The following is a 14274-nucleotide window of genomic DNA, read 5'->3' on the forward strand; positions in this document are numbered from 1 at the left end:
CCGGGCCCCGTCCGTCACGACCTGTCAGCGCACCTCGTAGGTGCCGGTCAGCAGACCGCGGGCGATGGCGTGCCCGAAGACGTTGAAGCCGAGGAAGGCCGGGCTCGACTCGGGCGTGACACCCTCGAGCGCCTCGACGTCGAGTGCGTGCACCGCGACGATGTAGCGATGGTGGCCGTGGCCGGCCGGCGGAGCGGCACCGATGAACCCGTGGGCTCCGCCGTCGTGGCGCAGCGTGACGGCCTGCTCCGGAAGAGCGTCCGAGTCGGCGCTACCCGCACCCGCCGGCAGCTCCGTGACCGAGGTGGGGATGTTCGCGACGGCCCAGTGCCAGAAACCCGACGCCGTGGGGGCGTCCGGATCGAACACCGTGACGACGAAGCTCTTCGTCTCGGCGGGGAAACCCGACCAGGACAGCTGCGGGGAGACGTCGCCGCCCCCGGGGATTCCGAACGCACCGCTGGCCTGCGGGAGTTTCCATTCCTCGCCCTCGGCGAAGTCCGCGCTGGTCACCTCGAAGGTGGGCAGCTCGGGCAGGAACTTGTACGGGTCGTAATCGAAAGCCATTCCGGTCCTTTCGTGACGGTTTCATGTGTTCTAGGCGTGCATGAGGAAGTGTTCCATGACCCGGGTGCCGAAGCGCAGTGCCTCGACGGGGACACGCTCGTCGACACCGTGGAACAGCGCGGCGAAGTCCAGATCGGGCGGCAACTTCAGCGGCGCGAAACCGAAGCAGCGGATGCCGAGCTTGGCGAACGCCTTGGCGTCGGTACCGGCCGAGAGCATGTACGGCACCGTCCGGCCGATCGGGTCGTGCGCGAGGATCGCGGCGTTCATCGCGTCGACGAGCTCGCCGTCGAAGGTGGTCTCGTACGGCTCGAGGCCGGTGATCCACTCTCTGGTGACATTGGGCCCGATCAGCTCGTCGACAGTGCGTTCGAACTCGGCGAGCCGGCCCGGCAGGATACGGCAGTCGACGACGGCGTGCGCGGTGCGCGGGATGACGTTGGCCTTGTACCCGGCGTCGAGCATCGTGGGGTTCGCGGTGTCGCGCAGGGTCGCGCCCACGATGCGGGCGATCGACCCGAGCTTGGCGAGCGCCCCCTCGAGATCGGGCGAGGCCGGGTCGAAGTCCAGCCCGGTCTCCTCGCTCACGGCGGAGAGGAACTCGGCCACGGAATCGTTGACGACCAGAGGGAAGGTGTGGGATCCGAGCCGGGCCACCGCGCGGGAGAGGACGGTGACGGCGTTGTCCTCGTGCAGGAAGGAGCCGTGCCCGGCGACACCCGTGGCGGTCAGGCGCATCCAGCGCATGCCCTTCTCGGCCGTCTCGACCATGTACAGGCGACGTTCGGTGCCGTCGGGACGCGGCACGGTCAGGGAGAACCCGCCGACCTCCCCCACGGCCTCGGTCACGCCCTCGAACAGCTCGGGCCGGTGCTCGACCAGCCACTGCGAACCGAACTTGCCTCCGGCCTCCTCGTCGGCGACGAACGCGAACACCAGATCGCGCGGGGGCACGATGTTCTCGACCTTGAAGTAACGGGCGACGGCGATCATCATGCCGACCATGTCCTTCATGTCGACCGCGCCGCGTCCCCACACGTAACCGTTCTCGACGGCCCCGGAGAACGGGTGCACGCTCCAGTCCGCGGCCTCGGCCGGCACAACGTCGAGGTGGCCGTGGAGCATGAGGGCACCGCGGCTCGGGTCGGAGCCGGGCAGCCGCGCGAAGACGTTGCCGCGGCCCGGCGCTCCGGATTCGACGTAGGTCGTCTCGTAGCCGACCTCCTCGAGCACGGAGGCCACCCACTCGGCGCATTCGCGTTCGCCGCGGGTAGTGGTGGGTTCGCCGGTGTTCGAGGTGTCGAACCGGATGAGGCGGGAGACGAGGTCGACGACCTCCTCCTCCGCCCGGGACGGCTGGTGGGCGCTCGTGTCAATGGCCATGGCCGTATGTCTACCACCGCCCGTCCGCCATCTCGACAGTTCGGATCACCGCAGGTGGAGGTGGCGATTTGGGACCGTGGGCGTGGTGGGTTACTCTTTCACAGCGCCCACGACGAGTGGGCGCGAGCACCAGGTCCGAGTGGCGGAATGGCAGACGCGCTAGCTTGAGGTGCTAGTGTCCTATTAACGGACGTGGGGGTTCAAGTCCCCCCTCGGACACTCTGAGTCGAGACAGACGACGAAGGCCCCGAACATCATGTTCGGGGCCTTCGTCGTTGTCGGGAGAAGATCGAGCGGGCGACAACCGATACCGCATTCGTCATCCGCTGCGGCAACGTGCTGTAGCGGATGACGAACAAGCGAGCGGATCCACGCGAGGCGCGTCGAGTACCGCGAGCGCGCCTGAAGTGCCGTTTTGGGGATCGGACGCCCCATGCGCTACTGTTTCTTCAGCGCCCGCGGGAGCGGGTTCTACCGACATGCCCCGTGTGGGCGTCGGTCCGAGTGGCGGAATGGCAGACGCGCTAGCTTGAGGTGCTAGTGTCCTATTAACGGACGTGGGGGTTCAAGTCCCCCCTCGGACACTCCGAAACCCGAAGGCCCCGAACCGATATCGGTTCGGGGCCTTCGGTCCGTCCGGGGTCGGCGCGAGCAGACCCTCAGTCCCGGCGGCCCTTGCGGAAGTAACGGATCGGGCCGAAGAAGTTCACCGCGATGGTCAGCGCCCAGCGCAGCTTGCTGCCGTTGATCTTGTCGGCCGGTCGCCTCGCCAGATCGGCCCAGGCCGCGACGGCGAGCGACAACTGCACCACCGCGAGCAGGACCACCAGCACCTGCTGGGGGCGGCTCAGTTCGGCGAACTTCTTCTCGGACAAGGGGGAGCTCGGGCTCATCGTTCCTCCGGTACCTGCACGGGAATTCGGACACGATCATCCTGCCCGATACGATCGGGCGTACAGCAGCACACGGAAAAAGGCAGATGAACCCCCACAGCGACACCACCGCCGAACCCGCCACCGACGGCTTCACCCGCATCGACCCCGACGATCTGGCCACCTGTCTGCGGGTGCTCGACCAGGCAGCGGGTCTCGACGCCGAACATCCCGACGCGATCGCCGTGCAGCGGGCCGTGGGGCACATGTTCAAGAAGTTCAAGCGGCTGCGCCGCAACGAGGCCCGCAAGCAGCGCGTCGACGCCGACCGTCAGGTGCTGTCCGCGACCGCCACCGCCTCCCCCACCCGCATCGACGACGAGACCGCCGGACTCCCGCTGGCGTCGTCGACTCGCGGTGCAAGCGCGGGAACGCTGCTGCGTCCGCGGCACTGCTACATCTGCAAGGACAAGTACACCCGCGTCGACGCCTTCTATCACCAGTTGTGCCCGACGTGCGCCGAGGAGAACCACGCAAAACGCGACGCGCGCACCGATCTGCGGGGCCGTCGCGCCCTGCTCACCGGCGGTCGCGCCAAGATCGGCATGTACATCGCATTGCGGTTGCTGCGCGACGGCGCGCACACCACCGTCACCACGCGGTTCCCTAACGACGCGATCCGCCGCTTCACCGCGATGGAGGACAGCGGCGACTGGCTGCACCGGCTGCGCATCGTCGGCATCGACCTGCGTGATCCCGCCCAGGTGGTCGCCCTCGCCGACGATGTGGCCGCGCAGGGTCCGCTGGACATCCTCATCAACAACGCCGCGCAGACGGTGCGCCGCTCCCCCGGTGCCTACTCGGCGCTGGCCGAGGCGGAGGCCGATCCGCTGCCCGCCGGTCCGCGCCCCGAGGTCCTGACCTTCGGCAAGCCCTCGGACGCCCATCCGGCCGCTCTGGCCGGGTCGCTGCCGGCCGAGTTGTCGGCGCACTCGTTGACCTCGCTGGCACTGGTGGCCGGATCGGCGACACCCGAGCGGGTCGCGGCCGGCGTCGCCGTCGACGCCGGTGGCCTGCTGCCGGATCTCGTGCACACCAACAGCTGGGTCCAGACCGTCGGCGAGGTCGAGCCGCTGGAACTGCTCGAGGTGCAGCTGTGCAACTCGGTGGCGCCGTTCATCCTCGTCAACCGTCTGCGTCCGGCGCTCGCCGCGTCCCCGGCCCGCCGCAAGTACGTCGTGAACGTCTCCGCGATGGAAGGACAATTCGGGGGTCGCCGCTACAAGGGCGCCGGGCATCCGCACACCAACATGGCCAAGGCCGCGCTGAACATGCTCACCCGCACCAGCGCCGAAGAGATGCTCACCGACGGCATCCTCATGACCGCAGTCGACACCGGATGGATCACCGACGAACGGCCGCACCACACCAAGATGCGGCTGGCCGAGGAGGGATTCCACGCCCCGCTCGATCTCGTCGACGGCGCCGCCCGCGTCTACGACCCGATCGTCCAGGGCGAGGCCGGCACGGACCTGTACGGATGCTTCCTCAAGGACTTCCGCCCGGCACCCTGGTGATCCGGACCCGGTGATCCGGACCCCGTGATTTGGGGAGACCGGTTCCACACCGAGGATCGTGGCCCGGCCTCCGGGCCGCGGCGATAATGGAGGACGTCCCCGCAGGCCCGCACGAGGAGAGTCATGACTGTCGCTGTCGTTCACGCCGATACCCCCGAAGGCCGGATCGCTCTGCAGGCCGCGGTGCGGGAGGCCGCCGACCGGCAGCAGTCGCTGGTGGTGCTCCACCCGCTCGACGAACCCGACGAGGTGGAAGGCGTGCGGGCACAGGTGAGCGAGGTGGCCGGTACCGACGGCTGGGAGTTGCTCTCAGCCGTCCACGACGGCGATCCGGTCGGCACGACCGTCGAACTGCTTGCGCGCAGCGGCGCCGAACGCGTGGTCATCGGCAGCCGCGGGCGCACCGCGACCGGCAAGTTCCTCGTCGAGCGGGCGGTGCAGCGGCTGATCACCGAGTCGTCGGTGCCGGTGCTCGTCATCAAGGCCGGCTGAGGCACCGCCCGCCCTCCGGCAACCGCGTTCGTTCCGCGGCCGTTCGTTCTACCCTGGGCACATGGCGTTCCGGGTGGTCGCCGACCTCACGGCCTTCGTGCATCTGCTGTTCGTGCTCTACGTCGCGTTCGGTGGTTTCCTCGCGTGGCGGTGGCCCCGCACGATCGTCGCGCACGTCGTCGCGGTGGTGTGGGGAGCGGCCTCGGTGGCCGTGGGGTTCGACTGCCCGCTGACCGCGGTGGAGAACTGGGCACGCCGCGAGGCCGGCCAGGAAGGTCTGCCGCCGAGCGGATTCATCGATCACTACCTCACCGGGGTGATCTACCCGGAGTCCGCGCTCGGCGCGGTCCGCGCCCTCGCCGCGCTCGCCGTACTCATCTCGTGGGTGGTGCTGTGGCGCCGGATCCGTGTGACGAAGGTCGCCCCCGAGACTTACTCCTGAGTAGGGTGAGGGGCATGACTGTCTCCCGGGATCTCGACATCGTTATCTACGGCGCCACCGGCTTCGTCGGGCGCCTCACCGCCGCCTATCTCGCCGAGAACCTCCCCGACGGCGTCGCCGTCGGACTCGCAGGACGTTCACGCACCAAACTCGAGAAGCTCGCCGCCGACCTCGGAACCGACTGGCGGCTAATCGAGGCGAACGCCGACGATCCCGCCTCGCTGACCGCGCTCGCCGAGTCCACCCGCGTGGTGATCACGACCGTCGGTCCCTACGTCACGTACGGGCTGCCGCTCGTGCAGGCGTGCGCCGAGGCCGGCACCGACTACGTCGACCTCACCGGCGAGGTGCTCTTCCACCGCGAGAGCATCGACCGATTCGACGACGTGGCCCGGCGCACCGGCGCCCGCATAGTCCACTCCTGCGGTTTCGACTCCGTCCCGTCCGACCTCGGCGTCCATGCGCTCTACCGCGCCGCGGAGGCCGACGGCAACCTGCCGCTCACCGACACGACCTTCGTGCTCGGCTCCTTCCGCGGCGGGGTGAGCGGCGGAACCATCGATTCGCTCCGGCAACAGCTCGACGCGGTCCGCAAGGATGCCGCCGCACGGAAGATCGCCGCGCGCCCGTACTCGCTGTCCCCCGATCGGGCTCGGGAACCCGATCTCGGTCGCCAGAACGACTTCGCGTTCGTCGACGGCAAATCCGTGGCGCCGGAGATTTCGGGGCGGCTCGCACCGTTCGTGATGGCCTCCTACAACACCCGCATCGTGCGACGCAGCAACGCATTGCGCGACTGGGCCTACGGACGCCGGTTCCGCTACCGGGAGGTGATGAGTGTCGGCTCCTCACCGCTCTCCCCCGTCCTCGCCGGGCTCGTCGGACTCGGCACGGGAGCCCTCGCCGCCGGCCTGTCGTTCCCGCCCACGCGGTTCGTCCTCGACAAGCTCCTGCCCGCGCCCGGTGAGGGACCGTCGGAGGAGACCCGCGAGAACGGTTACTTCACGGTGGATCTGTACGCTTCGACCGAATCGGGAGCCCGCTACACCGCGCGGTTCTCCGCGCAGGGCGACCCAGGTTACAAGGCCACGGCCGTGATGCTCGGCGAGTCCGCCCTCTCGCTCGCCCTCGGCGGCGCGGCCCTGCACGCCGGTGGCGGTGTCCTCACCCCCGCGGTGGCCTTCGGGGACGTGCTGACCGAACGGCTCCGCACGGCCGGTTTCGAGATCTCCGCGCGCCGCCTCGGCTGACCTCGCCTCCGGCGCGCCCGATCGGCGCGCCGGGCCCGCCGAGTGTGGCTCCGTCGCTTCGACGGGCTATGCTCGACCGGACCGAACGATCCGCGCGCGGAACGAGACCTGAGGACGTGACCATGGCTGCGACGAGTACCGAGATGGCTCCGGCCGCTCGTCTCGCGCTCATGCCGTTCTGGCCGACCCGTCGCGGCGCCTGCTTCGATTGTCTGTGTTGCACCCGGGAGTGTTGCTGAGCGCTTCGCCGCTCGTCCAACTTTTCGGGTTCTTCCAGCTTTCGGAGCCAACGCATGTTCAATCTGCTCATCTTCACGCTCGTCGGTGTCGGCGCGCAGCTCGTCGACGGCGCACTCGGCATGGCCTTCGGTGTCACCGCGACCACCCTGCTGCTGTTCAGCGGTGTCGGTCCGGCGCACGCGAGCGCCGCCGTGCACCTCGCCGAGGTCGGAACCACCCTCGTCTCCGGTGCCTCGCACTGGCGGTTCCGCAACATCGACTGGAAGGTCGTGCTGCGACTCGGTGTTCCCGGTGCCATCGGCGCCTTCCTCGGCGCGACCGTGCTGTCGGGACTGTCCACCGAGGCCGCCGAACCGGTGACCGCCGGAATCCTGCTGGCCATCGGCGTATACGTCGCGTTGCGCTTCTCGGTACGACCCCCTGCGGTCGCCCACGCCCGCACCTCCCCGCACACCGCGAAATTCCTGTCGCCGCTGGGCTTCTTCGGCGGCTTCATCGACGCGAGCGGCGGTGGCGGCTGGGGACCGATCACCACCAGCACCCTGCTCTCCCGCGGTAAGACGGCACCGCGCACCGTGATCGGTTCGGTGAGCGCGTCGGAGTTCCTCGTCGCGGTCGCGGCGAGCGTCGGCTTCCTGTTCGGGCTCGGCCACGACTCCCTCGGCAATCTCGTGATCGTCGCCGGTCTCGCGCTCGGCGGTGCCCTCGCGGCGCCGGTCGCGGCCTGGCTGGTCAGCCGCGTCCCTGCGACGCTGCTCGGTACCGGCGTCGGCGGTGTCATCGTGCTGACCAACGGGCACAAGCTCGCCAAGACTGTCGACCTCTCCGGCGCGTCGCTGACGGTGCTCTACCTCGCCATCGTCGCTGCGTGGCTCACGCTGCTGATCGTGTCCTGGAAGCGTTCGCGCCTCACCTCCGCGGAGAAGAGCGGTTCGCTCGAACCGCTGGCGCAGCCGACGCCGGCGGCACTGCTCGAAGGTACCGACGCGACGCCTCTCCCCGGGGCCCGTCCGGAGCCTCGGGAGGTGCCCGGACACAACGAAACTCGCCTGAATTCCACCACGTCACCACGGACTCCCGACGGGGCCTGATAACCGCTGTTATGCCCGCGTGCGGTGGTGCTTCCCGATCCCGCCATCGAAGCGGCCGGCGGATCCGCGCACAGCATGCCGATCGACATGGCCCGGCACCGCCTTCACCGCGGCCGGCGTCGAACTCCCCCAGGCCTGCGTGTCGACCACCGTCGGCGGCCGCGATGGTCCTCGATCCCGCAGTGCCGTGACGGTCGCCAAGCAGCTTCTCGGGCTGTAACGCACGGTGTCGCAGCCCTCGACCGCCCGGGCAGAACCAAGATCACGTACAACTCGTACGGACGCTACGATGCGCCGTGGGAATCTGCCCCGATACGCCGTCGCATCCGCGACCCTCGCCGGCGCCCTGCTCCTCGGAGCGTGCTCCTCCGGCGACGACGCCACCTCCGACACCGCCTCGGACGCCGACTCCGCAGCCTCCGACACCACCACCTTCGACGCCGACACCGTCAGCGAACCGACCGGCCTCGGCAGCGACATCCTCGCCCGCTTCGACTCGTGCGACGATGTCGCGCCCGCCGTCGCCCCCTACATCGAGCGGCACTGAGCCTGCGCTCCTCGAGCGGCGTGGACGAGTACAGCGTCTACTGCGCATGGGAGACCCCGGACAGCGTCACCAACCTCGACGAGATCCGGTCGGTGGAGATCGTCCTGCCACCGGGATCCGGCAACGTCCCGTCGGCGAGCGACCTCGAAACCGGCGGTCTCGAACCACTCCCCGACGCACGACGCGTAGATCGCCACCGGGACGACGAGAATCCCTGCCGCCGAAGCACACACGGCGACCATGGCGAACACTGCGAAGATGTAGAGACCGACCACCCATGGGCGGGTCCGCAGCACGCTCGACCGCCGGTACGGCCGCAACGCGACGATGTAGGTGAGCTGGGCGCACAGGACGAGACCCACCAGCACCAGGAACGCGGCATCACCGTCGACGAGGTCCACGACCAGCCGGTCGCGCGGTGCGGACGTGACGAGAACGAGTCCGAGCGCGAGCAGCGGAATGAGGAACCACTGCGAAACGTCGGTGAACGCCGAATCGGGCGCGAGAACCTGAAAACGAGATGAGCCGCCGCGACGATCGCGAACGCACCGAGAACGGTGACGGCGATCGTGCGGCGGCTCACGGGATCAGGAGTCCTCGCCGGACGTTCCGGGGTCGTGCACCCCGTCGAAGGCGTCGAGCAGGCGTTGCGCGGCGAGTGCGGCGGTCAGCGAACCGTCGCGCACCCCGGCCTCGACGTCCTTGCGGATCGCCCGCACGCGCGGGGAGGTCTCGAGACGACGCAACAGCTGGTCGTGCACCATCGTCCACGTCCAGTCCACCTGCTGACGGCGCCGGTTCTCGTCGAACATGCCCGCCTCGGTGAGCACTTTCTTGTGCTCGAGCACGGTATCCCAGAAGGTGTCCAGACCATTGCCGGTCATGCCGCTCATGGTGATCACCGGTGGCTTCCAGATCGCGTCGTGCGGATGCACCATGCGCATCGCGCCGGCGAGTTCGCGGGCGGCGACCCGCGCGTCGCGTTCGAACTCCCCGTCGGCCTTGTTGACGGCAACGAGGTCGGCGAGTTCGAGCACGCCCTTCTTGATGCCCTGCAGCTGGTCGCCGGTGCGGGCCAAGGTCAGGAAGCAGAAGGTGTCGACCATGTTCGCGACGGTCACCTCGGACTGTCCGACACCGACGGTCTCGACAAGGATCGCGTCGAAACCGGCAGCCTCGAGCAGCACCATCGTCTCGCGGGTGGCCTTCGCGACCCCGCCGAGCGTGCCGGCCGAGGGCGACGGGCGGATGTAGGCGTCCCGCTGCACCGCGAGCCGCGCCATCCGTGTCTTGTCTCCGAGGATCGAACCACCCGTGCGGGTCGACGACGGGTCGACGGCCAGCACCGCGACCCGATGCCCCTGCTCGAGCAGATGCATGCCGAGCGCGTCGATGAAGGTCGACTTGCCGACACCGGGCACACCGGTGATACCGACACGAATCGCGTTGCCCGCGTTGGGAAGCAGGCGCAGCAGCAACTGCTGCGCCCGCTCCCGATGGTCGTCGCGGGTCGACTCGACCAACGTGATGGCCCGCGCGAGGCCGGCCCGCTCGTTGGCGAGCACGGCCTCGGCGAGGGCGTCGACGTCGATCTGCCGTCGGCGGGTCTGCGCGGCGCCGACCGAGGAGTCGCTCATGCCGACGTCAGCCTCCGAGGTGGTGGCCGAGCTGCGCGGCGAGCTTGGTCAGCAGACCGGTCGCCGCATCCGCGATCACGGTTCCGGGCGGGAAGATCGCCGCCGCACCCGCCGCGTAGAGCTCGTCGAAGTCGCCCGGCGGGATGACACCACCGACGACGATCATGATGTCCTCGCGGCCCACCTCGGCCAGCGCCTGCTTGAGGGCAGGGACCAGCGTCAGGTGACCCGCGGCCAACGACGACACGCCGACGACGTGCACGTCGTTGTCGGCCGCCTGCTGGGCGACCTCTTCGGGGGTCTGGAACAGCGGTCCCACGTCGACGTCGAATCCGAGGTCGGCGAAGGCCGTGGCGATCACCTTCTGGCCTCGGTCGTGACCGTCCTGGCCCATCTTCGCGACGAGGATGCGGGGGCGACGACCCTCCTCCTCGGCGAACTTCTCGACCAGTTCGGTTGCGGCGGTGATGTTGGTGGCCTTGCCGGCCTCGTCGCGGTACACGCCGCTGATCGTACGGATCTCGGCCTGGTGACGGCCGTAGACCTTCTCCAGGGCGTCCGAGATCTCACCGACGGTGGCCTTCGCGCGGGCCGCGTCGATGGCCAGCGCGAGCAGATTGTTGTCGAGACCCTGGCTCTGCGCACCGGCGGCGCGGGTGAGCGCGTCGAGGGCGGCGCGGGTGGCCTCCTCGTCCCGGTCGGCGCGCAGCTGCTCGAGCTTGGCCAGCTGCTCGGCCCGCACACGCGAGTTCTCGACCTTGAGGACCTCGATCTCGTGGTCCTCGGTCACCTGGTACTTGTTGACGCCGATGACGGGCTGACGACCGGAGTCGATGCGCGCCTGGGTGCGGGCGGCCGCCTCCTCGATGCGCAGCTTCGGGATGCCCTCCGAGATCGCCTGCGCCATACCGCCGGCGGCCTCGACCTCGGCGATGTGGGCGCGGGCCTTGTCGGCCAGCTCGTGGGTGAGCCACTCGACGTAGTGCGAGCCGCCCCACGGGTCGATGGGCCGCGTGGTGCCCGACTCCTGCTGCAGCAGCAGCTGGGTGTTGCGGGCGATGCGCGCCGAGAAGTCGGTGGGCAGTGCCAGCGCCTCGTCGAGCGCGTTGGTGTGCAGCGACTGGGTGTGGCCCTGGGTCGCGGCCATCGCCTCGACGCACGTGCGGGCGACGTTGTTGAAGACGTCCTGTGCGGTGAGCGACCAGCCGGAGGTCTGCGAGTGGGTGCGCAGCGATTTCGACTTCGGATTCTTCGCCCCGAACTTCTCGACGAGCTCGCTCCACAGCAGGCGACCTGCGCGCAGCTTCGCGACCTCCATGAAGAAGTTCATGCCGATCGCCCAGAAGAACGACAGGCGCGGCGCGAACTTGTCGACATCCATGCCGGCGTCGAGTCCGGCGCGGATGTACTCCATGCCGTCCGCGAGGGTGTACGCGAGCTCGAGGTCGGCCGTCGCGCCGGCTTCCTGGATGTGGTAGCCGGAGATCGAGATCGAGTTGAAGCGCGGCATCTTCGCCGAGGTGTACGCGAAGATGTCGGAGATGATCCGCATCGACGGCTTCGGCGGGTAGATGTAGGTGTTGCGGACCATGAACTCCTTCAGAATGTCGTTCTGGATGGTTCCGGCCAGCTGCTCGGGCTTGACGCCCTGCTCCTCCGCCGCCACGACGTACAGCGCCAGGATCGGCAGCACCGCGCCGTTCATGGTCATCGACACCGACACCTGCGACAGATCGATGCCGTCGAACAACTGACGCATGTCGAGGATCGAGTCGATCGCGACACCGGCCATACCGACGTCACCCTGTACACGCGGGTGATCGGAGTCGTAGCCGCGGTGCGTGGCCAGGTCGAAGGCCACCGACAGGCCCTTCTGACCGGCGGCGAGGTTGCGCCGGTAGAAGGCGTTGGACTCGGCGGCGGTGGAGAAGCCGGCGTACTGCCGGATGGTCCACGGCTGGTTCACGTACATCGTCGGGTACGGCCCGCGCACGAACGGGGCCAGACCCGGGTAGCTGCCGAGCGGGTAGCCCTCGGCGACGACGGCGTCGCGGTCGGCCTTGGTGTAGACCGGCTTGACGTCGATGCCCTCGGGCGTCGACCACACGACGTCTTCGGTGCTGTAGTTGTTCGCCTCGGCGACGGACTCGACGAGCGCGGCGGCCTGCTCCGCGGTGGGAGCGGTGGGCGCCGGCGCGGCCGGGTCCGTCAACGGGACGTCGGCGAAGCTGCCGATTTCGTGTTCGATGCTCACTTACGCTCCCAGAGTGTTCAGCAGGTCGGTGAGGGCGGCGACGGCGTCGATGCGCGCGGTGAGGAAGCCGTCCGGACGATCGTCCCCCTGCGCGTCCTTCACGGCCTTCTCGGGTCCGGCCAGCAGCACCGTCGTGATCCCCGCCGCACGCAGCGCAGAGGTGGCCGTACCGGCCTGCTCGCCGTAGCGGGTGTCGGTGCCGCACAGCACGGCGACGGACGTTCCGGTGTCGCCCACCAGGGACGACAGGTCGGCGTCGAGATCGAGCGGTCCGGGATTGACCGCTTCGATGCCACCGGCGGCGAGCAGGTTCGTCGCGAAGGTCGCCCGTACGTTGTGTTCGGCGATCGGCCCGAGCGGGGCGAGCAGCACCCGCGGGCGGGCACCGTGCGAAGCCAGGTAGGCATCCGAGCGGTCGCGCAGCGCCTCGAACGGTGCGGCGTACCGCGCGGCGGACGCGCCGGCCTCGGCGACACCGACCGGCAGCGGCTTCTCGGCCAGGTTCGGGAACTCGTTGACCCCGGTCACCGAGAACGTGCGGTGCGCGATGTCGGACTCGCGGCGGGCACGCGTCTGCGCGACACGCTCGGCGATCAGCCCTGCTTCGAGAGCGGCGCGGTAGCCACCGGCCGCCTCGATCTCCTGGAAGAAGCCCCATGCCTTCTCTGCGATCTGCGCGGTCAGTTCCTCGACGTACCAGGAACCGGCGGCGGGATCGAGAACGCGCCCGAGGTTGGACTCCTCGAGCAGCAGCAGCTGGGTGTTGCGGGCGATCCGGGCGGAGAACGCCTCGGACACCTCGAGCACACCGGCCGGCAGTGCGGAGTCGAACGGCAGGACCGTGACGGCGTCGGCGCCACCGACACCCGCGCCGAACGCAGCGAGGGTCGTGCGCAGCATGTTCACCCACGGATCGCGCTGGGCCATCATCGCCGCGGAGGTCACGGCGTGCTGCGGAGCGTTGCCGGCCTCGGGGGCACCGGCGACCTGGGCGACGCGCGCCCACACCTGACGACCCGCGCGGAACTTGGCGATGGTCTGGAACTGGTCGTCGGTCGCGGCGAGACGGAACTCGAGCTGACCGAGCGCGGCCGCAACGGGAACCCCGGCGTCGACGAGTGCTCGCACATAATCGAGGCCGGCGGCGATCGCGGCACCGAGTTCTTCGGCGTCGGACGAACCGGCGTTGTGGAAGGCGGTGCCGTCCACGGTGAGGGCACGCACCGCTTCGGTGCGGTCGGCGGCGGCCCGTGCCAGCTCGACGGCCTCGTCGAGAGATACGTCGGGACGCTCGGAGAACGCGCTGGTGAGCGGCGCTGCACCGAGGAAGATGCGCACGGCGGCGCGGTCCTCGATATCGGTGCGGTTGTCGAGCACGGAGTACACGGCGGTGGTCGCTGCGACCGCGTCGGCACCGGCGTCGAGACGGACCGGCGCGAGGTCGAGGAGCACACCGTTGAGCGCGGTGTCGAGCGCGTCCACGGGGACCGCGCCGGCGCCGAGACCGAGCCACACCGAGCTGACGCCGTTGTTCAGCGCGTCGAGGATGCGCTCGTTGACCGAGGCCGCGTCGGTGCCGGTGAACCGGACGTCGACGAGCCAGCCGGTGTTGACGTCGCGCGTGGACGAGCCGCCGCGGACGAACGGGAACTCACCGGGCAGCGGCGCTTCGTCGCGCTCGTCGCGGACGCCGTACAGCGGCGCGACGGTGACGTCGTCGTAGGTCGTGGTCTCGAGCAGACGCTGCGGCTCGGGTCCGAGTTCGGCCGGGTCGACACGTCGGGACTTGGCCAGCACCCCCGCCACCGCGTCCTGCCACTGCGCATATGCGCGCGCGGCATCCTCGGCTTCTGCAGCTAATGACACGGGCGATTCCTCCTACTGCGGGTTTGCAGGCTTTGTACGGACGGCGTTGTCGGCCG

The 14274-nt window shown here is 69.4% G+C and carries 13 protein-coding genes and 2 tRNA genes; 8 read left to right on the forward strand and 7 right to left on the reverse strand.

Annotated elements, in window-relative coordinates:
- Positions 1–24: 24 nt before the first annotated feature.
- Both ACQR3U_RS21580 and ACQR3U_RS21585 read right to left on the reverse strand, forming a co-directional pair.
- On the reverse strand, positions 25–567 hold the full coding sequence (locus tag ACQR3U_RS21580; RefSeq protein ID WP_006551954.1) for a YbhB/YbcL family Raf kinase inhibitor-like protein: 543 nt from the start codon (positions 565–567) through the stop codon (positions 25–27).
- A gap of 30 nt (positions 568–597) precedes the next feature.
- Positions 598–1950: a M20/M25/M40 family metallo-hydrolase gene (locus tag ACQR3U_RS21585; protein WP_006551951.1), complete on the reverse strand. Its 1353-nt coding sequence runs from the start codon at positions 1948–1950 to the stop codon at positions 598–600.
- 133 nt (positions 1951–2083) lie between these two features.
- On the opposite strand from ACQR3U_RS21585, the gene ACQR3U_RS21590 reads away from it, so the two are divergent.
- Positions 2084–2169, forward strand: a tRNA-Leu gene (locus tag ACQR3U_RS21590).
- 279 nt (positions 2170–2448) lie between these two features.
- A tRNA-Leu gene (locus ACQR3U_RS21595) sits at positions 2449–2534 on the forward strand.
- A 75-nt stretch (positions 2535–2609) separates the two neighbouring features.
- Here ACQR3U_RS21595 and ACQR3U_RS21600 read toward each other — a convergent pair.
- Entirely contained in the window at positions 2610–2843 is a 234-nt protein-coding gene (locus ACQR3U_RS21600) for a PLDc N-terminal domain-containing protein (protein WP_230811428.1), read from the reverse strand.
- 86 nt (positions 2844–2929) lie between these two features.
- Between ACQR3U_RS21600 and ACQR3U_RS21605 the strand changes: the two genes are divergently transcribed.
- The 6 genes from ACQR3U_RS21605 to ACQR3U_RS21630 all read left to right on the forward strand — a co-directional run bounded on the left by ACQR3U_RS21605 (position 2930) and on the right by ACQR3U_RS21630 (position 8461).
- Positions 2930–4399: an SDR family oxidoreductase gene (locus tag ACQR3U_RS21605; protein WP_006551546.1), complete on the forward strand. Its 1470-nt coding sequence runs from the start codon at positions 2930–2932 to the stop codon at positions 4397–4399.
- Positions 4400–4522: 123 nt separating this feature from the next.
- Positions 4523–4891, forward strand: coding sequence for a universal stress protein (locus ACQR3U_RS21610; protein ID WP_006551545.1), 369 nt, complete (start codon positions 4523–4525; stop codon positions 4889–4891).
- 61 nt (positions 4892–4952) lie between these two features.
- Positions 4953–5333, forward strand: coding sequence for a DUF2784 domain-containing protein (locus ACQR3U_RS21615; RefSeq protein ID WP_006551544.1), 381 nt, complete (start codon positions 4953–4955; stop codon positions 5331–5333).
- A gap of 14 nt (positions 5334–5347) precedes the next feature.
- Positions 5348–6583, forward strand: a complete 1236-nt coding sequence (locus ACQR3U_RS21620; RefSeq protein WP_230811429.1) for a saccharopine dehydrogenase family protein — start codon at positions 5348–5350, stop codon at positions 6581–6583.
- A 293-nt stretch (positions 6584–6876) separates the two neighbouring features.
- Positions 6877–7914: a sulfite exporter TauE/SafE family protein gene (locus tag ACQR3U_RS21625; protein WP_230811430.1), complete on the forward strand. Its 1038-nt coding sequence runs from the start codon at positions 6877–6879 to the stop codon at positions 7912–7914.
- A gap of 289 nt (positions 7915–8203) precedes the next feature.
- The gene (locus tag ACQR3U_RS21630; protein ID WP_024100846.1) at positions 8204–8461 is read left to right on the forward strand and encodes a hypothetical protein; all 258 of its coding nucleotides are present in this window, start codon (positions 8204–8206) and stop codon (positions 8459–8461) included.
- Here the strand turns inward: ACQR3U_RS21630 and ACQR3U_RS21635 are convergent.
- From ACQR3U_RS21635 to ACQR3U_RS21650, 4 genes are all read right to left on the reverse strand, one after another.
- Complete coding sequence (locus ACQR3U_RS21635; RefSeq protein ID WP_230811431.1) at positions 8443–8862, reverse strand: lysoplasmalogenase; 420 nt, start codon at positions 8860–8862, stop codon at positions 8443–8445. The two genes, ACQR3U_RS21630 and ACQR3U_RS21635, sit on opposite strands and share 19 nt — an antisense overlap.
- A gap of 186 nt (positions 8863–9048) precedes the next feature.
- Positions 9049–10098 (reverse strand): methylmalonyl Co-A mutase-associated GTPase MeaB, encoded by a 1050-nt coding sequence (gene meaB / locus ACQR3U_RS21640; protein WP_230811432.1) that lies wholly within the window; start codon positions 10096–10098, stop codon positions 9049–9051.
- 7 nt (positions 10099–10105) lie between these two features.
- The gene (scpA, locus tag ACQR3U_RS21645; RefSeq protein ID WP_006551538.1) at positions 10106–12352 is read right to left on the reverse strand and encodes a methylmalonyl-CoA mutase; all 2247 of its coding nucleotides are present in this window, start codon (positions 12350–12352) and stop codon (positions 10106–10108) included.
- On the reverse strand, positions 12353–14218 hold the full coding sequence (locus ACQR3U_RS21650; RefSeq protein ID WP_033096641.1) for a methylmalonyl-CoA mutase family protein: 1866 nt from the start codon (positions 14216–14218) through the stop codon (positions 12353–12355).
- Between the last annotated feature and the right edge of the window lie 56 nt (positions 14219–14274).

The organism is Rhodococcus sp. IEGM1339 (assembly GCF_050321925.1).
In the GTDB taxonomy this organism is placed as follows: Bacteria; Actinomycetota; Actinomycetes; order Mycobacteriales; family Mycobacteriaceae; genus Rhodococcus; species Rhodococcus pyridinivorans.